18 protein-coding genes are annotated in these 24,554 nt (G+C 74.5%); 10 read left to right on the top strand and 8 right to left on the bottom strand.

The features are described from left to right. Positions 1-44: 44 nt before the first annotated feature. Genes DCS98_RS20640 through DCS98_RS20625 form a run of 4 tightly spaced genes read left to right on the top strand, consistent with a single transcriptional unit; the run spans position 45 to position 4,317 of the window. Positions 45-1,673: an acyl-CoA carboxylase subunit beta gene (locus DCS98_RS20640; RefSeq protein WP_116453358.1), complete on the top strand. Its 1,629-nt coding sequence runs from the start codon at positions 45-47 to the stop codon at positions 1,671-1,673. After that, on the top strand, positions 1,670-1,900 hold the full coding sequence (locus DCS98_RS20635; protein ID WP_116453357.1) for an acyl-CoA carboxylase subunit epsilon: 231 nt from the start codon (positions 1,670-1,672) through the stop codon (positions 1,898-1,900). Before DCS98_RS20640 ends, DCS98_RS20635 begins: the two co-directional genes overlap by 4 nt. Further along, positions 1,897-2,505, top strand: coding sequence for a Maf family protein (locus tag DCS98_RS20630; protein WP_116453356.1), 609 nt, complete (start codon positions 1,897-1,899; stop codon positions 2,503-2,505). Before DCS98_RS20635 ends, DCS98_RS20630 begins: the two co-directional genes overlap by 4 nt. A 51-nt stretch (positions 2,506-2,556) precedes the next feature. Continuing rightward, a complete protein-coding gene (locus DCS98_RS20625) occupies positions 2,557-4,317 on the top strand; it encodes an acetyl/propionyl/methylcrotonyl-CoA carboxylase subunit alpha (RefSeq protein ID WP_116453355.1) in 1,761 nt (586 codons plus the stop codon). A 49-nt stretch (positions 4,318-4,366) separates the two neighbouring features. On the opposite strand, the gene DCS98_RS20620 is transcribed toward DCS98_RS20625, so the two are convergent. From DCS98_RS20620 to DCS98_RS20610, 3 genes are all read right to left on the bottom strand, one after another. Beyond that, positions 4,367-8,710: a reprolysin-like metallopeptidase gene (locus DCS98_RS20620; RefSeq protein WP_164704681.1), complete on the bottom strand. Its 4,344-nt coding sequence runs from the start codon at positions 8,708-8,710 to the stop codon at positions 4,367-4,369. A gap of 87 nt (positions 8,711-8,797) precedes the next feature. Beyond that, a complete protein-coding gene (locus DCS98_RS20615; protein ID WP_164704680.1) occupies positions 8,798-10,414 on the bottom strand; it encodes a zinc-dependent metalloprotease family protein in 1,617 nt (538 codons plus the stop codon). Between the two features lie 107 nt (positions 10,415-10,521). Next, a complete protein-coding gene (locus DCS98_RS20610; protein WP_116453352.1) occupies positions 10,522-11,928 on the bottom strand; it encodes an NAD(P)H-quinone dehydrogenase in 1,407 nt (468 codons plus the stop codon). 131 nt (positions 11,929-12,059) lie between these two features. Between DCS98_RS20610 and DCS98_RS20605 the strand changes: the two genes are divergently transcribed. Continuing rightward, positions 12,060-12,530 (top strand): gamma-glutamylcyclotransferase family protein, encoded by a 471-nt coding sequence (locus tag DCS98_RS20605; protein ID WP_116453351.1) that lies wholly within the window; start codon positions 12,060-12,062, stop codon positions 12,528-12,530. Between the two features lies 1 nt (position 12,531). Here the strand turns inward: DCS98_RS20605 and meaB are convergent, their stop codons facing one another. From meaB to DCS98_RS20580, 5 genes are read right to left on the bottom strand one after another with little or no spacing between them, the layout of a single operon-like run. Beyond that, positions 12,532-13,530, bottom strand: a complete 999-nt coding sequence (gene meaB, locus DCS98_RS20600) for a methylmalonyl Co-A mutase-associated GTPase MeaB (protein ID WP_116453350.1) — start codon at positions 13,528-13,530, stop codon at positions 12,532-12,534. Further along, positions 13,530-15,755: a methylmalonyl-CoA mutase gene (gene scpA / locus DCS98_RS20595; protein ID WP_116453349.1), complete on the bottom strand. Its 2,226-nt coding sequence runs from the start codon at positions 15,753-15,755 to the stop codon at positions 13,530-13,532. The genes meaB and scpA overlap by 1 nt, the downstream gene beginning before the upstream one ends. Beyond that, positions 15,752-17,641 (bottom strand): methylmalonyl-CoA mutase subunit beta, encoded by a 1,890-nt coding sequence (locus DCS98_RS20590; protein ID WP_116453348.1) that lies wholly within the window; start codon positions 17,639-17,641, stop codon positions 15,752-15,754. Before DCS98_RS20590 ends, scpA begins: the two co-directional genes overlap by 4 nt. After that, a complete protein-coding gene (locus tag DCS98_RS20585; RefSeq protein WP_116453347.1) occupies positions 17,616-18,905 on the bottom strand; it encodes an amidohydrolase in 1,290 nt (429 codons plus the stop codon). Before DCS98_RS20585 ends, DCS98_RS20590 begins: the two co-directional genes overlap by 26 nt. Then, complete coding sequence (locus tag DCS98_RS20580) at positions 18,902-20,107, bottom strand: glutamate--cysteine ligase (protein WP_116453346.1); 1,206 nt, start codon at positions 20,105-20,107, stop codon at positions 18,902-18,904. Before DCS98_RS20580 ends, DCS98_RS20585 begins: the two co-directional genes overlap by 4 nt. Positions 20,108-20,356: 249 nt before the next feature. Here DCS98_RS20580 and DCS98_RS20575 point away from each other — a divergent pair, with 249 nt between their 5' ends. The 5 genes from DCS98_RS20575 to DCS98_RS20555 all read left to right on the top strand — a co-directional run bounded on the left by DCS98_RS20575 (position 20,357) and on the right by DCS98_RS20555 (position 24,553). Further along, positions 20,357-20,608: a hypothetical protein gene (locus DCS98_RS20575; protein ID WP_116453345.1), complete on the top strand. Its 252-nt coding sequence runs from the start codon at positions 20,357-20,359 to the stop codon at positions 20,606-20,608. Between the two features lie 85 nt (positions 20,609-20,693). Further along, the gene (locus tag DCS98_RS20570; protein ID WP_116453344.1) at positions 20,694-21,506 is read left to right on the top strand and encodes a purine-nucleoside phosphorylase; all 813 of its coding nucleotides are present in this window, start codon (positions 20,694-20,696) and stop codon (positions 21,504-21,506) included. Next, entirely contained in the window at positions 21,503-22,324 is an 822-nt protein-coding gene (locus DCS98_RS20565; protein ID WP_116453343.1) for an NAD-dependent epimerase/dehydratase family protein, read from the top strand. Before DCS98_RS20570 ends, DCS98_RS20565 begins: the two co-directional genes overlap by 4 nt. Further along, positions 22,321-23,946, top strand: coding sequence for a phospho-sugar mutase (locus tag DCS98_RS20560; protein WP_116453342.1), 1,626 nt, complete (start codon positions 22,321-22,323; stop codon positions 23,944-23,946). The genes DCS98_RS20565 and DCS98_RS20560 overlap by 4 nt, the downstream gene beginning before the upstream one ends. A gap of 61 nt (positions 23,947-24,007) precedes the next feature. Continuing rightward, positions 24,008-24,553 carry a dihydrofolate reductase family protein gene (locus DCS98_RS20555; protein ID WP_116453341.1) on the top strand — a complete coding sequence of 182 codons (546 nt, stop codon included), beginning with the start codon at positions 24,008-24,010 and terminating at the stop codon, positions 24,551-24,553. Position 24,554: the final 1 nt, after the last annotated feature.

The following is a 24,554-nucleotide window of genomic DNA, read 5'->3' as shown; positions in this document are numbered from 1 at the left end:
GAGCCGGGCAACGCCGTTCCGGGGGGTCCCTTACGCTACGGCCCGTGAGCGCCGCCGAGCTGGAGAGCGCCGGGGAGAACGTCCCCGACGACATCGACATCCACACGACCGCCGGGAAGCTGGCCGACTTCGAGCGTCGCGTGCAGGAAGCCACCCACGCGGGCTCCGAGCGCGCCGTCGAGAAGCAGCACGCCGCGGGCAAGATGACCGCGCGCGAGCGGATCGACGCCCTGCTCGATCCCGGCTCCTTCACCGAGTTCGACGAGTTCGCCCGGCACCGGTCGACGAACTTCGGCATGGACGCCAAGCGGCCCTTCGGGGACGGCGTCGTCACCGGGTACGGCACGGTCGACGGCCGGCCGGTGGCGATCTTCTCCCAGGACGTCACCGTCTTCGGCGGCAGCCTGGGCGAGGTCTACGGCGAGAAGATCGTCAAGATCCTCGACTTCGCCATGACGAACGGTTGCCCGATCATCGGGATCAACGAGGGCGGCGGCGCGCGGATCCAGGAGGGCGTGGTCTCCCTCGGCCTCTACGGCGAGATCTTCCAGCGCAACGTGCACGCCTCCGGGGTCATCCCACAGATCTCCCTCGTGATGGGACCGGCGGCCGGTGGGCACGTCTACTCCCCCGCCCTCACCGACTTCGTCGTCATGGTCGACAAGACCAGCCAGATGTTCATCACCGGGCCCGACGTCGTGAAGACGGTGACCGGCGAGGACGTCACCCTCGAGGAGCTCGGCGGCGCCCGGACGCACAACACGAAGTCCGGCGTCGCCCACTACCTCGGGGAGGACGAGGCCGACGCCCTCGACTACGTCAAGGCGCTGCTGTCCTACCTCCCGAGCAACAACCTCGACCCCCTGCCGGCGCTCGACGTCCCGCCGGTCGAGACGGTGCTGCCCGACGCCCTGACCGACGAGGACCTCGAGCTCGACACGTTCATCCCGGACTCGGCGAACACCCCCTACGACATGCACACCGTCATCGAGCACGTCGTCGACGACGGCGAGTTCCTCGAGGTCCAGCCGCTGTTCGCGCCGAACATCCTCATCGGCTTCGGCCGCGTGGAGGGCCGCCCGGTCGGCATCGTGGCCAACCAGCCCACCCAGTTCGCCGGCACCCTCGACATCGATGCCAGCGAGAAGGCCGCGCGGTTCGTCCGCACCTGCGATGCCTTCAACATCCCGGTGATCACCTTCGTCGACGTCCCCGGCTTCCTGCCCGGCACGTCGCAGGAGTGGGAGGGCATCATCCGGCGCGGCGCCAAGCTGATCTACGCCTACGCCGAGGCCACCGTCCCCAAGGTCACCGTGATCACCCGCAAGGCCTACGGCGGTGCGTACGACGTGATGGGCTCCAAGCACCTGGGCGCCGACGTGAACCTGGCCTGGCCGAGCGCGCAGATCGCCGTCGTCGGGGCCCAGGGCGCGGTGGGGATCCTCTACCGCAAGGAGCTCGCCGAGGCGAAGGACCCCGACGCCCGCCGTGCCGAGCTGATCGCGGAGTACGAGGACACCCTCGCGAACCCCTACATCGCCGCCGACCGCGGGTACGTCGACGCCGTCATCCCGCCGTCCACCACGCGCGTCCAGGTGACCAAGGCGCTGCGGGTGCTGGCCAACAAGCGCCAGACCCTGCCGCCCAAGAAGCACGGCAACATCCCGCTGTGACGGCCGAGCAGAGCGAGCCGACCCGCCCCCTGCTGCGGGTGGTGAAGGGCGAGCCGACGGCGGAGGAGCTCGCCGCGCTGACCGTCGTCGTCGCGGCGCTGTCGCAGCGCCGCGAGCGCCGGCGGCCGGCCCCGGTCGGCGCGTGGGCGTCCTACGCCGACGGTCACCGGCGTCCCCTGGCCCCCGGGCACGGGGGCTGGCGCGCGTCCGGGAGGTTCGCGCAGTGAGCAGCGACCGCCGGCTCGTCCTCGCCTCCGCGTCCCCCGCGCGGCTCTCCCTGCTGCGCCAGGCGGGCCTGGCCCCCGAGGTCGTCGTCAGCAACGTCGACGAGTCGACCGTGACCGCTCCGCGGGTCGCCGAGCAGGTCGCCCTGCTGGCCGCGGCCAAGGCCGCGGCGGTCGCCAAGCAGGAGACCGACGCGCTGGTCATCGGCTGCGACTCCCTCCTGGAGTTCCACGGCAAGCCGCTGGGCAAGCCGGCCGACGCCGCCGACGCCCGCGACCGCTGGCAGCGGATGGCCGGCCGGTCCGGCGTGCTGCACACCGGCCAGGCGCTGTTCGACGTCCAGGACGGCGCCGTGGTCGGCCGCGACATCGCCGTCGCCTCCACGGTCGTGTACTTCGCGACCCCCACGCCGCAGGAGATCGAGGCCTACCTGGCCACCGGTGAGCCGCTGGCCGTGGCCGGCGCCTTCACCCTCGACGGCCTCGGTGCCCCGTTCGTCCGCCGCGTCGAGGGCGACCCCGCCGCGGTCGTCGGGCTCTCCCTGACCGTCCTGCGCACGCAGCTGGCCAAGCGCGGCCTGGCCATCACCGACCTCTGGCGCCGCTGACCAGCGGCTCCACCCCTGTCCGAACGCTCGACCCGAAGAGGAGTACCGACGGTGCAGAAGGTCCTGATCGCCAACCGCGGTGAGATCGCGGTGCGCGTGGCACGCGCCTGCAAGGACGAGGGCCTGACCAGCGTCGCCGTCTACGCCGAGCCCGACCGCGACGCCCTGCACGTGCGCGTCGCCGACGAGGCGTTCGCCCTCGGTGGGACGACGCCCGGCGACTCCTACCTCGTCATCGAGAAGATCATCGACGCGGCGAAGCAGTCCGGCGCCGACGCGATCCACCCCGGCTACGGATTCCTCTCCGAGAACGCCGACTTCGCGCGGGCGGTCATCGACGCCGGCCTCACCTGGATCGGCCCCTCGCCCGAGGCGATCGTCGCCCTCGGCGACAAGGTGCAGGCCCGTCACATCGCCACCGCGGTGGGCGCGCCCCTGGTGCCCGGCACCAAGGAGCCGGTGAAGGACGCCGACGAGGTCGTGGCGTTCGCGCAGGAGCACGGGATGCCGATCGCCATCAAGGCGGCGTTCGGTGGCGGCGGCCGCGGCCTGAAGGTGGTCCGCGACGAGAAGGAGATCCCCGAGCAGTTCGACTCGGCGGTGCGCGAGGCGGTCTCCGCCTTCGGCCGCGGCGAGTGCTTCGTCGAGAAGTTCCTCGACAAGCCCCGGCACGTCGAGGCGCAGGTGCTGGCCGACACCCACGGCAACGTCGTCGTCGTCGGCACCCGCGACTGCTCGCTGCAGCGCCGCAACCAGAAGCTGGTCGAGGAGGCGCCCGCGCCCTTCCTCAGCCCGGAGCAGCGGATCCGCATCCACGAGTCGGCCAAGGCCATCTGCAGGGAGGCCGGCTACCACGGCGCCGGCACGGTCGAGTACCTGGTCGGCCTCGACGGGTCCATCTCCTTCCTCGAGGTCAACACCCGCCTGCAGGTCGAGCACCCGGTGTCGGAGGAGACGTCGGGCATCGACCTGGTCCGCCAGCAGTTCCGCATCGCCCGTGGCGAGGAGCTGGAGATCACCGAGGACCCGGAGCCGCGCGGGCACAGCATCGAGTTCCGGATCAACGCCGAGGACGCCGGCCGCAACTTCATGCCGGCCCCCGGCCCGGTGACGCGCCTGGAGATCCCGCAGGGCCCCGGCGTGCGCTGGGACTCCGGCGTCGAGACCGGCGGCGAGGTGGCCGGCGCGTTCGACTCCATGCTGGCCAAGCTGATCGTCACCGGCGCCAGCCGCGGGCAGGCGCTGGAGCGCGCCCGCCGTGCCCTGGACGAGCTGGTCGTCGAGGGCATGCCGACGGTGATCCCGTTCCACCGCGCGGTGGTCCGCGACGAGGCGTTCACCACCGAGCCGTTCACGGTCCACACCCGCTGGATCGAGACCGAGTGGGACAACCAGGTCGCCCCCTACGACGCCGCCCCGGCCGAGCAGGACGAGCAGGCGCCGCGCCAGACCGTCGTCGTCGAGGTGGGTGGCCGGCGGCTCGAGGTGTCCCTGCCCGCCGGTCTCGCGGCCGGGGGCGGCGGCGCGGCCCCGGGTGCGGCCGCCAAGCCGCGCAAGCGCGGGGGCGGCAGCGGCGGCTCGGCGGCGTCGGGCGACTCCCTGACCTCGCCCATGCAGGGCACCATCGTCAAGGTCGCCGTGGAGGACGGGGCGACCGTCGAGGCCGGCGACCTGGTCGTCGTGCTCGAGGCGATGAAGATGGAGCAGCCGATCACCGCGCACAAGGCCGGGACGATCTCCGGCCTCGCCGCCGAGGTCGGCGCTGCGGTCACCAGCGGCGCGGTCATCTGCACCATCGCCGACGCCGAGTAGCCGCGGACGCGGCGCCCGCGCCAGGGGCGGGCGCCGCTGCACGGTCCACCTAGCTCAGCGGCCCACCGCAGAGGTCCTGGATGACGTGCTTGTGGTGGAACGCCGCCATCCAGAACGTGTTCCCGTTCCCGTCCGTGGCGCGGTACTGCCCGGTCGGGGGTCCCCAGCTGCTCGCCCCTGCCAGGTCCGCCTCGAACGCCACGAGGATGTCGCCGGAGAGCACGACGGGTGAGAAGCCGACGGACGTCGGCGACCAGTAGATCGCGCGGCCCTCGAAACCGCTCCCGCACGTGTAGACGGGCGGCCCGCTGCGCAGGTCGACGGCGTAGCCGTCCCAGTCCTCACCCCGGACCGACCGCACGTCCGACGCGGGGTAGCCCAGGACGGCGGGGCCGCCGGCGGCGACGTAGTCCGACAGGAACCGTCCGCTCAACCGGTGGGCACCGGTGCCGGGATGCCAGTAGAGCGTGCCGCTCTGGAACCGCTGGCTGCAGCCACCACCGGCCAGGCCGCACACCTGGTCCTCCGTGGCGTAGCCGAGCACTCCGGTCTCGTACCCCCGCTCCACCCAGGCGGTGTGGATGGCACCGCTGACGGCGTGGGCTCCGGTGCCGGGCGTCGTGTAGATGCGCCCGCCCTGGAACACCTGGCCGCACCCGGTCTGCTTCAGCCCGCAGATCAGGCCGCTGGTCGGGTAGCCGAGGGCCCCGCTCTCGCCACCGGCCCTCGCGTACGCGGCCGCGACGTCGCCGGAGACCGGGTACGTGCCGGCGGTGGGGTGGGCGTACAGGGTGCCGCCCTGGAACTGCTGCACGCAGCCCCCGCCGGCGAGACCGCAGACCTGGTCGGCGGTGGCGTAGCCGAGCGGCCCCAGCTCCCAGCGCTGCGCCACCCACGCGGTGTGGATCGCACCGGTGACGGCGTGCGCGCCGCTGCCCGGGCTGTCGTAGATCCGCCCGCCCTGGAACACCTGGCCGCAGCCGCCGTCCTTGAGCCCGCAGATCAACCCGCTGGTCGGGTAGCCGAGCGCGCCGCCCACGCCCCCGGCCGCCGCGTAGGCGGTGGCGACAGCCCCCGTGACGGCCTGAGCCCCCGTGGCGGGTGACGACCAGACGGTGCCACCCTGGAACGTCTGCGAGCACCCGCTCGCCGCCAGACCGCAGACCTGGTCGCCCGTCGGGTAGCCGAGAGGGCCGAGCTCGTAGCCCTGCGCCATCCACGCGGCGCGGATCCGGCCGGTCAGCGCGTGCACGCCGTTGCCCGGGCTGTCGTAGATCGTGCCGCCCTGGAACACCTGGCCGCAGCCGCCGTCCTTGAGCCCGCAGATCAGCCCGCTGGTCGGGTAGCCGAGGGTGCCGGCGGCCCCGCCGGCGGCCGCGTAGGCGGCGGCGAGCGAACCGGCAACCGTGCGGGTCCCGGCTACCGGGTGGGAGTAGAGGGTGCCGCCCTGGAAGGCCTGCGAGCAGCCGCCCGCGACGCCGCAGACCACATCACCGGTCGGGTAGCCGAGCGGCCCGGCCTCCCAGCCCTGCGCGATCCACGCGGACTGCACCGCCCCGCTGAGCGCGTGCGCGCCGGTGCCCGGTCCGGCGTAGATCCGCCCGCCCTGGAACGCCTGCCCGCAACCACCGCCCGCCAGACCGCAGATCAGGCCGGACGCCGGGTAGCCCAGCGGACCGTTCTCGTAGCCCTGCGCGACCCAGGCGTCCTTGACGTCCCCGGTCACGGCGTGGGTGCCGGTCCGCGCGGTGGAGTAGACGATGCCGCCCGAGAAGACCTGGCCGCAGCCGCCGTCCCTGAGCCCGCAGACCAGGCCGCTCGTGGGGTGCCCGAGCGGGCCCGCCTCGCTCCCGGCCGCTGTCCAGACCGCATGGACGGCGCCGGTGACGGTCCGCATCCCGGCCGTCGGGTGCGAGTAGAGCGTCCCGCCCTGGAAGCCCTGCTTGCACGCGCTCCCGGGCAGTCCGCAGACCAGGTCGGACGTCGGGTAGCCCAGCTCGCCGTTCTCGTAGCCCTGGGCGACCCAGGCGTCCTTGACGACGCCGCTGAGGGCGTGGGCGCCGGTGCGCGCGGTCGAGTAGACGATCCCGCCCTGGAACACCTGGCCGCAGCCGCCGTCCTTGAGCCCGCAGATCAGGTTGCTGGTGGGCTGGCCCAGCACCCCGCCGGCCCCGCCGGCCGCGTCCCAAGCGGTCGCCACCGCGACCGACGTGGTGCGGACCCCCACGGAGGCGTGCGCGTAGAGGAGGCCGCCCTGGAACGCCTGCGTGCAGCCGCCTCCGGTTCCGCACACCTCGTCGCCGGTGGCGTAGCCCAGCGGACCGCGTTCGTAGCCCTGCGCGACCCACGCCGCGTGGATCGCACCGCTGACGGCGTGGGCGCCGGCACCCGGGGCGGTGTAGATCCGGCCGCCCTGGAACACCTGGCCGCACCCGCCGTTCGCCAGCCCGCACACGAGCGCCGACACCGGCCAGCCGAGCGGGCCGGCCTCGTGTCCGCGGGCCGCCCATGGCGCGGCGATGTCGGCGCGGACGGCGAAGGTGCCCGTCGCGGTCCCGCCGGCCACCAGCCCCCGCTCGAAGGGCTGCCGGCACAGCCCGTCGACGCAGGTCCGGTCGGCGAGGGGATAGCCGAGAGCCCCCGCCTCGCGACCGCTCGCCCGCCACACGTCGGCGATGCGGCCCCTGATGAGGAAGCCACCCGTGCCGGGAGAGGACGCCCACTCGTCGGCCCCGGCGTCGAACGTCTGCACGCAGCCGCCGCCGACGCGGCCGCAGACGGTGTCGGTCGTGGGCATGCCCCAGTCGCTCGCCGTGCCGCCGGCCGCGACGTAGGCCGGGAGGACCGGAGCGGTCACGTAGTGGGCGCCCGACGACAGGCTCCAGTACAGGGTGCCGCGCTGGAACGGCCGCTCGCAGAAGGTCCGCGCCGAGCGGGTCACGCACGACTCCGGCGCGGTGGCCGGGCCGAGCACCCCCGCATCCCCTCCGGCCGCGTCGTGGGCGATGTCGATCGGGGTCGCGGGGGTCACCTCGACGATCGCTCGCGCGTCGGTGACCTCCTGCACCCTGACCATGAACGCCGCGGTCCCCGCGCTCGCCGCGTCGTCGATCCGGATCGTCGTCCCGACCGGGAGCCGCACCTCGTCGTCGGCGTCCCAGCCGGCGATCGGCGACGGAGTGGCGTCGAGCAGCAGCGACGTGTCGTTGCCGGCCGCGGCCCTGCGGAGCAGGACGCCCGGCTGCAGGCCGAACCAGTTGTCCGACGTGCCGAGCCACCCGTCGCGTCCGGTCGCCGGCCGGAACTCCAGCCAGTACTGGGTGCCGGCGGAGTCCCGCAGCACGATCGCGCGGACGCCGGACCGCTGCGACACGGGGGCGAGGGTCACCGTCTCGGGGGTGCTGCGCGGTGGGAAGACCTTCGGCGCGACGTCGTAGATCCGCGACGCCTGGGCCACGTTCAGGGAGCCCATCTGGTCCCAGGACGCGCCCATCACGTCGTAGAGGTCCCAGTAGGACGTCGTCCGGCACGTCCTCCCCTGGACCACCCCGTCGCACTGGACGGCGGAGGAGTGCCCGAGCCCGACGTTGTGCCCCAGTTCGTGGGCGATGATCGAGGGCTTGCTGCCCCGCACGTAGGTGTAGCCGCCGGACCCCGGGCCCGTGCCGACGGTTCCCAGGCCGTCCGAGCAGCCGGGGAGCGTGCCCGTCTGCGGGAGGTAGACCAGGAGGTGCTTGCCGGCGCCCGAGGTGAAGCCCACCGTCTGGGCGGCGGCGTTCCACAGCGCGTACGGGTCGGAGCAGCCCACCGGCAGGTCGACCCAGTCCCGGGTGGCGCCGATGCCGACGTTGACGACGCCGTTGCTCTCGGCCGACCAGAACTCGGCGACCGGGCCCTCCACCGCGGCGACGACCTGCCCCAGCGTGGCGGAGTCGCGGGTTCCCCCGGCCGGCACCGCCATGACCACGCTGACGGTGTGGTTGACCGGCGAGACGGCGGGCGCCACCGGGGCCACGACCTCCGCGGCGAGCACGTCGCGGGCCTTCTCGAAGCCCTCGTCGCGGGACGCGTCGTCGGAGAAGGACTGGCCGACCGTCACCTCGACGGTGGAACCCAGCGGGAGGTGGTCGACCTCGCCGGTGTCGACGCGCACCGAGCCGCCGTCCGCGGTGCGGATGAAGCTCAACGGCCCCTCCCCGCCGTGCTCGGCCGCTTCCTCCTGGTCGGCGTGCTCGGGCCACGCCTGCACCAGCTCGCCGACCACGGTGTCCGGCAGGACGCGCGGCCCGTCGGCGGCCGCCACACCCGGGACGGCCAGCACGGGCAGGGCGAGCGCCGCCGCGAGGACGACGAGGGACGACCGCGTGGCACGCGGACGGCGGGCAACCGACACGGACGACTCCAGCTTCCAGGGACCGCTCTGGTCATCGGCGTCCCGCGGCCCGGACGGCACCGGCCCGGGCCGAGGCGGCCCGCGACGTCAGCGCAGCCGTGCGGCCCGCAGCCGGCGGACGACGAGGAGAGCGGTGCCGGCCAGCAGCCCCCCGGCCAGGGCGACCAGGACGGTGCTGCCGCCTCCGTGGTCGGCGGCGGTGCGCAGGGGCGTGTCGGCGCGGTGGGCGGCTCCGGCGTAGCCCGGCGCCCAGAACGCGGCCTGGGGTGCGGGGGCGACGGTCACCGCGGCCTCACCGGCTCCGGGCATCACCTCGCCACGCGGTCCGGGTCGCGGCGCCGTCGCGGTGCCGGCCGCCGTCGCGGAGACGGCGGCCGGCGCGGTCGGCGTGACGCTCACGACCGCGCCGGCCGGCGAGACGCTCTGCACGACGACGGAGAAGTCCCCGCCCGAGACGGGCACGGCGGCACCCACGGGCAGGGCGGCGCCGAGGTCGCGGTCCCAGCCCGCCGCGGTCCCCGGCGTGCCGTCGAGGAGCACCGACGTGTCGGGCAGCCCGCCCGCGCGGCGCAGCAGCACGCCGGACTCGAGCCCGAACCGGTTGCCCGCGAGCCAGGTGTCCTGACCGGCGGGCGTCCGGTACTCCAGCCAGTAGGCGACGCCCTCGGCGTCGGTCAGCTGCAGCGCCCGCACACCGGTGCGGCCCGACAGCGGCGAGAGGGTCGCGGTGGTGGCGCTCCCCCACACCGACAGCGCCTGCTGCTGCGCGGCGGGCAGCACACCGAGGCGCGCGGCCTGGGGGGCGTTGAGCGTCCCGGTCTCCGTCCAGGAGACGCCCATGACGTCGTAGTAGTCGCGGTAGGCGACGGTGCGGCAGGACCCGCCCTCCACGGTGCCGTCGCACTGCTCCCCCGAGGAGTGCCCGAGGCCGAAGTTGTGCCCGAGCTCGTGCGCGATCACCGACGTCGTCGTGTCGCGGACGTAGAGCCGCCCGCCCGACGACGGCGAGCTGCCGACCTCGGCCAGGGCGTAGGCGCAGTCGGAGTCGCGCGAGACGTAGAGGAGCAGGTGCTTGCCGGGGCCGGGCACGAACCGCACGCGCGCGGCGACCTCGTCCCACAGCAGGGCCGGGTTGGCGCAGCCGACGCTCGCGGGCGCCCAGTCGTGGGTCGCGGTGACGTGCAGCGAGATCACGCCGCCGCTCTGCTCGGACCAGAACGGCGCGACGCGGTCGTCGACGGCGGAGACGACCTGCGCCAGGGTGGTGCCGTCCCCGGTCGGCACCGCGCCGGCGGGGGCGACCATGGCGACGGTCACCTCGTTGGTGACCGGCGCCGTCGCGGCGGCCGGCCCGGAGGTCACGGTGGCGTCGACGACGGGCAGCGGCTCGCCACCGGACGGCGCGCCGACGGTCAACTCGACGGAGGAGCCGGACGGGACGCCCTCGACGCCGGCGCTGTCGACGAGCACGGGGTCGCCGTCCGCGGGCTGGACCCAGCTGACGAGCCCGTCGTCACCGTGGTCGTGGGCAGCGCCGGGCTCGGCCTCCGCCCAGGCCTGCACCAGCTCGCCGGCGAGCGTGCGGCCGGCGACCTCGTCGGCAGACGCGCCGGCGGCGGGCAGCACGAGCGGCGCCAGCACGCCGGTGAGGACGGCGACGGCCACGGCCAGCGAGCGGGCGGGGGCGATCCGGGGAGAAGGCATCCACCGTGACATCGGCGGTGCCCGGCCCTGTCGGCACCGGATCCGCGATGTTGAGCGGAATTCCCGTCACATCGGGCGCAGGCGGAACTCCGCCCCCGCCCGCCCCGTCAGGCGAGGTGGTCGGCCCCCATCAGCCGGCGGCCGGCCTCGGTGATCGAGCCCGACAGCGACGGGTAGATCGCGAACGTCTGGGCCAGGTCGGCCACCGTCAGCCCCTTGGTGACGGCGAGGGCGATCGGCAGCACGAGCTCCGAGGCGCCGGGCGCGACGACGACGCCACCCATGATCACCCCGGTGGAGCGGCGGGCGAACAGCTTCACGAAGCCGTCGTGCAGGTCGCCCATCTTGGCGCGGGCATTGGTCGCCAGCGGCAGCCGGACGACGTCGATGTCGTCGTCCGAGGACAGCGACTTCTCCTGCACGCCGACGGTGGCGATCTCCGGGTGGGTGAAGACGTTCGCCGCGACGGTCTTGAGCCGGATCGGCGCCACCGCCTCGCCGAGGGCGTGCCACATGGCGATCCGGCCCTGCATGGCGGCGACGGAGGCCAGCTGGAAGACACCCGTGACGTCGCCGGCGGCGTAGATGCCGGCCACCGAGGTGCGCGAGACGCGGTCGACGACGACGTGACCGGACTGCGTCACCTCGACGCCGCACTGCTCCAGGTTCAGCCCGGCGGTGTTCGGCACCGTGCCGACGGTCATCAGCGCGTGCGAGCCCTCGACGGTGCGGCCGTCGGTGAGCTCGACCAGCACGCCCTTCTCGGTCCGCTTCACCGCGGCGGCCCGGCCCTTCTCGGCGATCCGCCCGCCGCGGGACTGGAAGACCTCCTCGACGACGGCCGCCGCGTCGGAGTCCTCGCCCGGCAGCACCTGATCGCGCGAGGAGACGAGGGTGACCGGCACGCCGGCCTCCAGGTAGCCGGAGGCGAACTCGGCGCCGGTCACACCGGAGCCGACCACGACGAGGTGCTCGGGCATCTCCTCGAGGTCGTACACGTCGCGCCAGTCGAGGATCCGCTCGCCGTCGGGCTCCGCGCCGGGCAGCACGCGGGGGTCGGCGCCGGTGGCGATGAGGACGACGTCGCTCTCGAGCTCCTCGCTCACCCGGCCGTCGGCGTCCACGACCTCGACCGTGTGGGCGGCGAGACCGCGCACCTCGTCGCTGAGCCGGCCCTGCCCCGCGAGGATCCGCACGCCCTCGCCGGTCAGCCGCGCGTGGATGTCGGCCGACTGGGCCATCGCCAGGCCCTTGACCCGGTGGTTGACCGACGGCAGGTCGAGGGTGACGGTCGCGAGCTCGGCGCCCTGCAGACCGAGGACGGCGGAGTCGCGGACCGAGGTCATCGCACCGGCGGCGGCGATCAGCGTCTTGGACGGGACGCAGTCGGTGAGCACGCTGGCGCCACCGATGCCGTCGCGCTCGATGACGGTGACCTCGGCACCGAGCTGCGCGGCGACCAGCGCGGCCTCGTAGCCGGCCGGTCCGCCGCCGATGATGACGATGCGGGTCATGGTGTGCCTTCTCCGGTGCTCGACGGACGTGTGGTTCCACCTGCTGGTGCCGCCATTCTCCCCGGTGCCGGGTCCGGGCGCTGTGACCGGCGTCCTCCGGCCTGCCGCACGGAGTCGTTAGGGTGCCGGGGATGGGCCTCTACGCCGCCTACGGGTCGAACATGGATCCCGCGCAGATGCTGCGCCGGTGCCCGTCCTCCCCGCACACCGGCACCGGCTGGATCCGTGGCTGGCGGCTCACCTTCGGCGCCGAGGAGCTCGGCTGGGAGGGCGCGCTGGCGACGCTCGTGCCCGCGGAGGAGGACCCCGAGCCGCTGTCGCCGGGGGTGTTCGTCGCGCTGTACGACCTCACCGAGGCCGACGAGCGCGCGCTCGACGCCTGGGAGGGCGCCGACCTCGGGCTCTACCGGAAGCTGCACCTGCGGGTGCACACCCTGGGCGGCGACGCCGTCGCCTACGTCTACGTCCTCGACGCGTTCGAGGGCGGCCTGCCGTCGGCGCGCTACCTCGGCGCGCTGGCCGACGCCGCCGAGGCGGCCGGGGCGCCGGAGGACTACGTGATGGACCTGCGGACGCGGGACTGCCGCTCCACGGGCGTCTGACTCACGGCTCGCGGGGAGCGTCCGCCGGGGCCGCCAGGAACGTGTCGAGGATCTGCCGGGCAGCCAGCGCCGGGGTGAGCTCGCCCGCCAGCACCGCCTTCTCCAGGTCCGGGACGGCGGACCGCACGCCGGGGTGCGCCCGGAGCTGGTGCTCGAGGGAGTCGCGGACCAGCTGCCACGTCCAGCGCACCTGCTGGGTGCGGCGGCGCTCGTCGAACCGGCCCGAGGCCGTCATGCGGTCCTGGTGCTCGACCAGCTTCGCCCACACCTCGTCGAGGCCCTCGCCGGTGAGCCCGGCGCAGGTCAGCACCGGGACGTCCCAGGTCTCGTCGTGGCCGCGCAGCATCCGGATCGCACCGGAGAGCTCGCGGGCGGCCTTCCGGGCGGCCGGCGCGTTCTCGCCGTCGGCCTTGTTCACGGCGATGACGTCGGCGATCTCGAGGATGCCGCGCTTGATCCCCTGCAGCTGGTCGCCGGTGCGGGCGAGGGTGAGGAAGAGGAACGAGTCGACCATCTCGGCGACCGCGATCTCCGACTGCCCGACGCCCACGGTCTCGACCAGGACGACGTCGTAGCCCGCGGCCTCGACCACGACCATCGACTCCCGGGTGGCCTGGGCGACGCCGCCGAGCGTGCCCGACGTCGGCGAGGGGCGGATGAAGGCGTTCGGGTCGACCGCCAGCCGGGCCATCCGGGTCTTGTCGCCCAGGATCGACCCGCCCGAGCGCGCCGAGGACGGGTCGACGGCGAGCACCGCCACCTTCGAGCCCGCCGCGGTGAGGTCGACGCCGAGCTGGTCGATGAAGGTGGACTTGCCCACGCCGGGCACGCCGCTGATGCCGACGCGGCGGGCTCCCCCCGCGTGCGGCAGCAGCTCGACCAGCAGTTCCTGCGCCAGCTCCCGGTGGTCGGCCCGGCGGGACTCGACCAGCGTGATCGCCCGGGCCACGGCGCGCCGGTTGCCGGAGAGGACGCCGTCCGCGAGGTCGGACGGGCCCATCAGTGACCGAGTCGGGACGACAGCGTGCCGAGCAGCTCCTGCGCCGCCTCGGCGATGACCGTGCCGGGCAGGAACACCGCGGCGGCCCCCATCTCCTTGAGCGTCGGCACGTCGTCGGGCGGGATGACGCCGCCGACCACGATCAGCACGTCGTCGGCACCGAGCTCGGCCAACGCCTCCTGCAGCGCTGGGACCAGCGTCAGGTGGCCGGCCGCCAGCGAGGAGACCCCGACGACGTGGACGTCGGCCTCGACCGCCTGCCGGGCGACCTCCTCCGGCGTCTGGAACAGCGGGCCCACGTCGACGTCGAAACCGAGGTCGGCGAACGCGGTGGCGATCACCTTCTGGCCGCGGTCATGGCCGTCCTGGCCCATCTTGGCCACGAGGATGCGGGGGCGGCGGCCCTCCGCCTCCTCGAACGCCTCGGCCATGCGGCGGGTCTCCTCCATGGGGCTGTCCTCTCCCGCCCGGCCCCCCGCGAGCGCCTCGTCGCGGTACACACCGGAGATGGTGCGCACCTGGCCGGCGTGCCGCCCGTAGACCTCCTCGAGCGCGTCGGAGATCTCCCCGACGGTCGCCTTGGCCCGGGCGGCGTCGACCGCGAGCTTGAGCAGGTTCTCCGAGAGGTCGTTCCCCCGCCGCCGCTCGGCGGCGGCACGGGCGGCGTCGGTGAGCCGGCGCAGCGACTCCTCCACCGCTCCGGCGTCGCGGGAGGCCCGCAGCTCCTCGAGCTTGGCCTTCTGCTGGGCGAGCACGTCCTTGTTGTCCACGCGCAGCACCTCGATGGCCTCGTCGGCCTCGACCCGGTACTTGTTCACGCCGATCACCGGCTGCCGGCCCGAGTCGATCCGCGCCTGCGTGCGGGCGGCGGCCTCCTCGATGCGCAGCTTCGGGATGCCGTCGTCGATGGCCTGCGCCATGCCGCCGTGCTCGGTGACCTCCTGGATGTGCGCCCACGCGCGGCGGGCCAGGTCGTAGGTCAGCCTCTCCACGTACGCCGAGCCGCCCCACGGGTCGATGACCCGCGTGGTCCCCGACTCCTGCTGGAGCAGCAGCTGGGTGTTGCGGGCGATGCGGGCGGAGAAGTCCGTGGGCAGCGCCAGCGCCTCGTCGAGGGCGTTGGTGTGCAGCGACTGGGTGTGCCCCTGCGTGGCGGCCATCGCCTCCAGGCAGGTGCGGACGACGTTGTTGTAGACGTCCTGCGCGGTCAGCGACCAGCCCGAGGTCTGCGAGTGGGTGCGCAGCGACAGCGACTTCGGGTTCTGCGCCCCGGCCTCCTTGACCAGCTTCGCCCAGAGCAGCCGCCCGGCGCGGAGCTTGGCGACCTCCATGAAGAAGTTCATGCCGATCGCCCAGAAGAAGCTCAGCCGTGGCGCGAACGCGTCGACGTCCATGCCGGCGGCCTTGCCCGCCTTCAGGTACTCGACGCCGTCGGCCAGCGTGTACGCCAGCTCCAGGTCGGCCGTCGCCCCGGCCTCCTGGATGTGGTACCCGGAGATCGAGATGGAGTTGAACCGCGGCATCTCCTGCGAGGTGAACGCGAAGATGTCGCTGATGATCTGCATCGAGGGCTTGGGCGGGTAGATGTAGGTGTTGCGGACCATGAACTCTTTGAGGATGTCGTTCTGGATGGTGCCGGTCAGCTTCGCCGGCTCCACCCCCTGCTCCTCCGCCGCGACGATGTAGAGCGCGAGCACCGGGAGGACGGCGCCGTTCATCGTCATGGAGACGCTCATCCGGTCCAGCGGGATGCCGTCGAACAGCTGCCGCATGTCGAGGATCGAGTCGATCGCCACGCCCGCCATGCCGACGTCGCCGACCACCCGCGGGTGGTCGGAGTCGTAGCCCCGGTGGGTGGGCAGGTCGAAGGCGACCGACAGGCCCTTCTGCCCGGCCGCGAGGTTGCGCCGGTAGAAGGCGTTGGACTCCGCGGCGGTGGAGAACCCCGCGTACTGGCGGACCGTCCACGGCTGCGTCGTGTACATGGTCGGGTAGGGCCCGCGCAGGTACGGGGCGATGCCCGGGTAGGTGCCGAGGAAGTCCAGGCCCTCGAGGTCGGCCGGCGTGTACAGCGGCGGGACGGCGATGCCCTCGGGGGTCTCCCAGGTCGCCTCCTCGACGCCCCGGCCCGTGGCCTCGGTGAACGCCTTCGCCCAGTCGTCGCCCGTGCTGGTCGCCGTGGGACGGCCCAGCTCGACGGAGCCGAAGTCGGGGATGCTGCTCATGCCTGGACTCCCAGCTGCTCGTGCGCGGTGCGCAGCACGTCGAGCGCGTCGCACCCGGCGAAGACGTAGCCGTCGACCCCGTCGACCCCCAGGTCGGGCTTGCCGGCCAGCCAGACCGACGTCGCCCCGGCGGCCCGGAGCTCCGCCGCCAGCGCGGCGGCCGACTCCGCGTAGTCCTCGTCGGTGCCGCAGATGCAGGCGACCGTCGTCCCGGCCCCCGCGAGGCCGGACGCGCCGTCCCCGGACGGCGTCCCCAGGCCGCCGGCCTGGAACAGGTTGCCGGCGAACGTGGCCCGGGCCGTGTGCTTCGCGATCGGTCCGATCGTGGCGAGGTAGACCGCCGGGCGGGTCTCCGCGGCGTCGGCGGCGTCGCGCAGGGCCTCGAACTCCTGCGCGGCCCGGACGCGCGGCAGCCCGCCGCCCGGCGCCGACCAGGCGTAGGGCTCGCGGGCCGGCAGCTTCTCGGCGAGGTTGGGGAACTCGCTGACGCCGGTGATGGCCTCCGCCCGGGTGGCCAGGCGCTTCGCCCGCTCGTCCCAGGCGGCGGCGAGGCGGTCGCGCACCAGGCCGGAGTCGAGTGCCGCCGCCAGGCCACCGGCCCGCTCGATCTCGGTGAACCAGTCCCAGGCCGCCTGCGCGAGCTGGTCGGTCAGCGACTCGACGTACCAGGAGCCGCCGGCCGGGTCGAGGACGCGGGCGAGGTGGCCCTCCTCGACGAGCAGGCTCTGGGTGTTCCGGGCGATCCGCCGGGAGAAGGAGTCGGGCAGCCCGAGGGCGGCGTCGAACGGCTGCACCGTGACGACGTCGGCGCCCCCGACGCCCGCGGCGAAGCAGGCGACGGTCGTGCGCAGCATGTTCACCCACGGGTCGCGCTTCGTCGTCATGACCGAGGACGTGACCGCGTGCTGCCGCTGGGCGCGGGCCTCCGGCGCGGCCCCGCTGACCTCGCCGACGCGGTCCCAGAGCCGGCGCGCCGCGCGCAGCCCCGCGATCGTCGTGAACTGGTCGGCGGTCGCGGGGTAGCGGAACTCCAGCTGCCCGAACGCCTCGTCGACGCCCAGACCGCCCCCGGTGAGCGCACGCAGGTAGGCGACCCCGGCCGCGAGCGAGCAGCCGATCTCCTCGACCACCGAGGCGCCGGCGTCGTGGAAGACGGTCGCGTCGACGACGACTGCCCGCAGACCCCGGTGGGCGGTCGCGCGTCGGGCGACGTCGGCGAGACCGGCCAGGTCCTGCGGCTCCCCCGTCGCCGCGTGCACGGCGAGCGGGTCGAGGCCGAGCGAGCCGCCGGGCGCGAGGTCGTCGCGGCCCTCGACCAGGTCCAGGAACGCCTCGGCGGCCGGCAGGCCACCGGTCACGGCCACGGGTGCCAGGTCGAGGTAGACGTCGGAGAGCACCGCGCCCAGCTCCTGCGCCGGCACCGCGCCCTCGCCGACGACGAGCCACAGCGACGTGACGCCGTTCTCGAGGTCGGCGGCGATCGCCTCCTTCGTCACGGCGACGTCCGGGTGCGCGTGCCGCTGGCGGACGTCCCAGCCGCCGGGCACCCCGCTCTCCGGATCGGCGCCGGCCCGGGACCCGCGCACGAACGGCGCGAGCCCGGGGACCCCGACGGCGGCAGGCAGGTCGGCGACGTCCTCGGCGGTGTACAGCGGCGCCACCCGGACGCCCGTGGCGACCGTGCGGCTCAGGGCGTCCTCGACCGGGTCGGGCAGCTCCTCGCGGCCGGCCTTGCGCAGCACGCCGGCCACCAGCTCGCGCCACTGGTCGCGCGTCGCCGCCTCGAACTCCGCGGCCAGCGCCAGGTCGCTGGGGACCTCGTGCTCGGCCGGCACCTCGGCGTCAGCGGCCGCCGGCGGCTCAGCCCGTTGGTCGGTGGAACTCATCGTCGGGTTCCCGTCTCTCCTCGGCTCGTCGGGCAGAAGTGTCCCCAGGAGCCCTCCGGCCGGTGCGAGGGGGTCCCGAATCGGCCTCCAGCGCGTGCAGCGCGGTGCGGGCCAGGAGCCGCACGCCCACGCCGATCGCCCGCTCGTCCACGTCGAACGTGCCGCGGTGCAGGTCCAGGGGCGCGCCGCCGCCGTGGGTGCCCAGCCGGGCGAGGGCGATCGGCATCACGTCGGCGAACCAGCCGAAGTCCTCGCCGCCCATCGACTGCGGCGAGAGGAGGAGGTTCTCGCTGCCGACGGTCTCCATCGCGGCGTTGCGCAGCAGGGCGACCGACCGGGGATCGTTCACGACCGGCGGCACGCCACGGATGTAGTCGACGTCCACCTCCGCGCCGGTCGTGGCGGCGACCCGCTCGACCAGGGCGCGCATCAGCTCCTCGGCACCCTTCCACGCGTCCCGGTCGAGGACCCGCACCGTGCCGCTGAGCCGGCCGCGCTGCGGGATGGCGTTGGCCGCGACGCCGGCGTTGACCGCGCCCCAGACCAGCGACATCCCGGCACGCGGGTCGACCTGCCGCGACAGCAGCCCGGGGAGGTCGGTGATGAGCCGCCCGAGCGCGTCGACGAGGTCGACGGTGAGCTGCGGCCGCGCGGTGTGCCCACCGGGCCCGGTCAGCGTGACGTCCATCCGGTCGCAGGCGGCGGTGATCGCGCCCGTCCGCAGGCCGACCTTGCCCGCGGGGACGGAGGGGTCGCAGTGCAGGGCGAACGCCCGGGAGGCCCCCTCGAGGACGCCGGAGGCCACCACCTCGGTCGCCCCGCCGGGCACCGTCTCCTCCGCCGGCTGGAACACGCAGCGGACCGTGCCGGGCAGGCCGTCCATCGAGGCGAGGGCGATCGCGACGCCGAGGACGACGGTGGTGTGCACGTCGTGGCCGCAGGCGTGGCAGAGGCCTTCGCGCGTGGAGGCGTAGGGCACGTCCTTGAGGTCGGCCAGCGGCAGCGCGTCGATGTCGGCGCGCAGGACGACGACCGGCCCGCTGCCCGAGCCGACGTCGACGGTCAGGCCGGTGCCGGTGGGGAGGCGGCGCGGCACCAGTCCGTGGTGGCGCAGCCGCTGCTCGAGGAACGACGTGGTCTCGAACTCCGCGTAGCCCAGCTCGGGGTGGGCGTGCAGGTGCCGCCGGGTGGCGGAGAGCGCGGCCTGGTTCGCGCTCACCCACTCGTCGACCCCCGCACCGAGCTTCTCGACGACCGGGGTCATGCGGCATGCCCTCCCGCGCAGTCGGCGGGACCGGGGACCGGACCGGACGGCGCACCGGCCGGGCCCGGGGCGGGGAGGCCGTCGCGCATCTCCGCGAGCAGGCTGTCGACGACGGGCTTCAGGTCGCCGCCGGACTGCAGCGCCACCGCTCGCTGCCGCTGGTAGGAGGCGCCGACGGCGAGGATCCGCTCGACGTCGGCGAGCTCGGCCTCGCAGTCGAGACGCCTCGCTGTGGGCGCCAGCTCCTCGAGCAGGTCCAGGATCGCCTGCCGGACCGGCCGGACCGTGCCCTTCTCGTCGACGACGATGTCTGCGTCGAGGCCGTAGCGGGCGGCCCGCCACTTGTTCTCGCGCAGCACCCAGCTCGCGGGGGTCGGGAGGGTGTAGCCGCGGTCGAGCTGGCCGTCGAACTGCTCGACCAGGCACTGCGACAGCGCGGCGACCGCGCCGATCTCGTCGAGGGTGGGCAGGCCGTCGCAGATGCGCAGCTCGACGGTCCCGAAGCCGGGGTGCGGGCGGATGTCCCACCAGACCTCGCGCACGCTCTCGATGGCGTTCGTGGAGATCAGCGTGGCCATGTAGTCCTCGAACTCGTCCCAGCCCGACAGCTGGTAGGGCAGCCCGGCGGTCGGCATGCTCTCGAAGACCTTCGTCCGGGACGACGCCAGCCCGGTGTCGCAGCCGACCCAGAACGGGGACGACGCCGACAGCGCGAGGAAGTGCGGGACGTACTGGCACAGCGCGTTGACGATGGGGATCGCCTTCTCCGGCGAGCGGACGCCGACGTGCACGTGCACCCCGAAGATCTGCAGCCGGCGGGCCAGCCACTGCATGCGCTCCACGAGCTGCAGGTAGCGCTCCTTGGGCGAGATCTGCTGGGACTGCCAGTCGGTGATCGGGTGCGTCCCGGCGCACATCAGGCCCAGCCCGCGCCGCTCGGCGGCGGCGCTCACCTCGGCCAGCGTGCCGGCCAGGTCGGCCTTGGCCTCCGCGACCGTCGTGCAGACGCCGGTGATGATCTCGATGGTCGACTGGAGCAGCTCGTGCTTGGCCTTGGGGTGCTCCTCGGCGCCCTCCGGGCGGATCTCCTCGAGGATCTCCACCGCGCCGGCGGTCAGCTCGCGGGTCTCGCGGTCGACCAGCTGCAGCTCCCACTCCACGCCGAGGCTGGCGCGCGACGAGGACTCGAAGGGGATCTGCACGTCGGAAGTCTAGGAGCGATCACCGCTCGCCACCCGGCGGCGGACCACGATCACCCGCGCCGGTGACGAGCGCGTGCGGGTCCGTATCCCGCCTCGGCCGCCCGGCCTCTCCACGACGTCGGAACCCACCGGCACGCACCGGGCGGAGACACCCGCCACCGGCGCCCATCCCGAGGCCCCCTCGACCACCCGCCCTGCGCCCCGCGCAGCCCGGACGGCCCGGTCCTCAGCCCCCAGGAGGTACGGCTCATGTCCACCCGTCTGCCCCGCCGCGTCCTGATCCCGCTGGCCGCCGCCGCCCTGGTGGCGGGCTCCGCCGGCATCGCCGCCGCGGACCCGCCGGCCCTCGACCGCGACCCCTGCTCGGTCGCCATCGCCGCGGCCGGCGTCTGGCCCGGCACGCTCGGCACCCACCACCACCAGTACCGGCTCGTCTCCGACGCCTACGACAGCTACCTGTCGCGGCAGCCCGAGTGCGCCCCCGACCTGGCCACCCGCTGACCCGGCGTCCCGGCACCGGACGTCCCGACGCCGTCTCCCGGCGGCCGGGACGTCCGCAGCCGCGCACCTGCGTTAGCGTCCGACCGTGAGCCAGCCGACCTCCACGACCGATCCCGCAGCCCTCGCCGCCCTGGCGGCCGGGGAACTCACCACCGCGCTCGGCGGGCCGCACGAGGTGGCCGTCGTCATGGGCTCCGGCTGGGCGCCGGCCGCCGACGCGTTCGGCCCCGCTCTCGGCTCCGTCGCGATCGGCGAGCTGCCCGGCTTCGCGGCCCCCACCGCGGTCGGGCACGGCGGTGAGGTGCGGTCGGTGCGCGTCGGCGACCGCGGCGTGCTGCTGTTCCTCGGCCGCACCCACTACTACGAGGGGCGCGGCGTCGACCCGGTGGTGCACGGCGTGCGCACCGCCGCCGCCGCCGGCGTGCGGACCGTCGTCCTCACCAACGCCGCCGGAGGTCTGGCGCCCGACCACCGGGTCGGGCAGGCCGTGGTCATCAGCGACCACCTGAACCTGACGGCGCGCTCGCCGCTGGTCGGGGCGAACTTCGTCGACCTCACCGACCTCTACTCGTCGCGGATCCGCGCGCTGGCCCACGAGCTCGACCCGTCGCTGGTCGAGGGCGTCTACGCGCAGCTGCCGGGCCCGCACTACGAGACCCCGGCCGAGATCCGGATGCTGCGCACCCTCGGCGCCGACCTCGTCGGCATGTCCACCGCGCTCGAGGCGATCGCCGCCCGTGCCGCGGGCGTCGAGGTGTTCGGCCTCTCGATGGTCACCAACGCCGCGGCCGGCATCACCGGCGAGAAGCTGGACCACGAGGAGGTCCTCGCGGCGGGCAAGGCGGCCGCGGGCCGGCTGGGCCAGTTCCTGGTCGAGCTGATCGGCCGTCTCCCGTGAGCGGCCTCGTCCTGCTCACCGGGGCGGCCGGCCGGATCGGGACGGTCCTGCGCGGCGGCCTGCCCGAGCGCGGCTGGGCGCTGCGCAGCCTCGACGTCGTCCCGGTGCCCGACGAGCGGCCGGGCGAGGAGCAGCTGGTCGTGGACGTCACCGACCTCGCCGCGATGGTCGACGCCACCCGCGGCGCCTCGGCGGTCGTGCACATGGCCGGCATCTCCGGGGAGTCGACCTGGCCGGCGATCTCGCACGCCAACATCGAGGGCACGTACTGCGCCCTGGAGGCCGCCCGGCTGACCGGCGTGCGCCGCGTCGTCCTGGCCAGCAGCAACCACGCCACGGGGTACACGCCGCGGCCGGACGGCGGGCTCCTGCGCGAGGTGGACGCGCCGCCGCGGCCGGACACGTACTACGGCGTCTCGAAGGTGGCGATGGAGGCGCTCGGCTCCCTCTACGTCGACCGCTACGGGCTCGAGGTCGTCTGCCTGCGGATCGGCAGCGCCTTCGCCGAGCCGACGACCACCCGGCAGCTGTCGACCTGGCTCTCCCCCGCCGACACCGTGTCGCTGGTGGACGCCGCCCTGCAGGCGCCCTCGCCGGGGTTCTCCGTGGTGTGGGGGGTGTCGGCCAACACCCGGAACTGGTGGGACCTCACCGCCGCCCGCGCCCTCGGGTACGACCCCCAGGACGACGCCGAGGTGTACGCCGAGGCGCTGGTCGAGGCGCACGGCGAGCCCGACCTCGGCGACCCCGTGCACGGGCGGGTGGGCGGCGAGTACACGACCGCCGACTTCGACGCCGAGAAGTTCCAGCGGCCGTGACCGGGGACCTGCTCGCGACCGCCCGCGCGTGGGCCGACGCCGATCCGCACGCCGGTGACCGCGCCGAGATCGAGGCGCTCGTGGGGGCCGGTGACGTCGAGGAGCTGACCCAGCGCTTCGCGGGGCCGCTGACCTTCGGGACGGCGGGGCTGCGCGGGCCGCTGCGCGCCGGGCCGGCCGGGATGAACGCCGCCGTCGTCACCCGCGCCGCCGCGGGGCTGGCGCGGTACCTGACCGACTCCGGGCACGCGGGCGGTGGCGTAGTGATCGGTTACGACGCCCGACGCCGGTCCGACGAGTTCGCCCACGTGTCCGCGGCCGTGCTGGCCGGCGCCGGGTTCGCGGTGCAGGTGCTGCCCAAGGCACTGCCGACCCCGGTGCTGTCCTTCGCCGTCCGGCACCTGGGCTGCGTGGCCGGGATCATGGTCACCGCCAGCCACAACCCGCCCGACGACAACGGCTACAAGGTCTACCTCGGCGACGGCGCCCAGCTGGTCCCGCCGGCCGACCGGCAGATCGAGGCCGCGATCGCGGCGGTCGGGCCGGCCCGCGAGGTCCCGCTCTCCGACGACTGGCTGACCGTCGGTGACGACGTCCGGGCCGACTACGTGGCGGCGGTGGTCGGGGCCCTCGACCCGGCGCAGGTGACCGGCCGCGACGGGCTGGTGGTCGCCTACACCGCGATGCACGGCGTGGGCGCCGAGACGACGCGCGCGGTGTTCGCCGCGGCAGGGCTCGCCGAGCCGGTGAGCGTGGCCGAGCAGGACACCCCCGACGGGCGCTTCCCGACCGTCGCCTTCCCGAACCCGGAGGAACCGGGGGCGACCGACCTGCTCAAGGCGCTGGCCGCGAGCACCGGCGCCGACGTCGCGATCGCCGAGGACCCCGACGCCGACCGCTGCGCCGTCGTCTGCGGCGGGCGGCAGCTGACCGGTGACGAGGTCGGCGCCCTGCTGGCCGACTGGCTGCTGCGCCGGGGGGTGCGCGGGACGTACGCGTCGTCCCTGGTGAGCGGCTCGCTCATGCACGTGATCGCCGCCGCGGCGGGGCAGCCCTCGGCGGAGACGCCGACCGGGTTCAAGTGGATCATCCGCGCCGGCTCGGACGACGCCCCGCTGGTCTACGGCTACGAGGAGGCGCTGGGGTACGCCGTCGCGCCGTCCGTCGCCCGGGACAAGGACGGCATCTCGGCGTCGCTGGCCGTGGCGCTGCTCGCCGCCGAGCTGAAGGCCGACGGGCGGACGCTGACCGACCGGCTCGACGAGCTGGCCGACGAGCACGGCCTGTTCGTGACCGGGCAGCTGTCGGTGCGGGTCGAGGACCTGTCGCTGATCTCCGACGCGATGGCCCGGCTGCGGGCGCAGCCGCCGTCGTCGCTGCTGGGCCGGCCGGTCGCCGTCACCGACCTCGCGCACCAGGACCCACCGGTGGACGCCGTCCGGCTGCTCGGGGACGGCATGCGCGTGATCGTCCGGCCGAGCGGGACCGAGCCGAAGCTGAAGGCGTACCTGGAGACGGTCGTCCCGGTGCACGAGGACGCCGGGCTGATCGCGGCCCGCGGCCGCGGCGAGGACGAGCTGGACCAGCTGCGGGCGGAGATGTCGGCGGCGCTCGGGCTCTGACACCGATCAGTTCTGCGGGCGGCGACGGTCAGCCCCGCGACGTCCACGAACGGAGGAACGGGTGCGCAAGATCGTCGTCCACATGGGGGTGTCCCTCGACGGGTTCTTCGAGGGACCCGACCGGGACATCAGCTGGCACCGCATGGACGAGGAGATGCTCGCGTCCGTCGACGAGTACCTGGCGACCACCAGCGCGTTCCTCTTCGGCCGGGTGACCCACCGGCTCATGGTCGACGCCTGGGCCACCTCCGAGCAGGACCGGGAGTTCCCCGACATCTTCCGTCGCGTCCCGCGGATCGTCTTCTCCCGCACGATGCAGCAGGACGAGTGGGCCACCTCCGTGCACCGCGAGGTCGACCCCGACGAGATCCGGGCCCTGCAGCAGCAGCCGGGCGGTGACATGACGATCGGCGGGGCCGACCTGATCGAGTCCTTCCGCAAGCACGACCTGATCGACGAGTACCGGCTCTTCGTCCACCCGGTGCTGCTCGGGCGGGGGCGGCCGTTGTTCGGGCCGGGGAACGCCCCCGACGACCTCGAGCTGGTGGGCACCCGCCGCTTCGGCTGCGGTGTGGTCCTGCTGCACCACGCCCGACGCCGCGGCTAGG

It is taken from the genome of Blastococcus litoris, from assembly GCF_003075095.1.
GTDB lineage: Bacteria > Actinomycetota > Actinomycetes > Mycobacteriales > Geodermatophilaceae > Blastococcus_B > Blastococcus_B litoris.
This window is presented reverse-complemented; position numbering and strand designations above follow the sequence as displayed.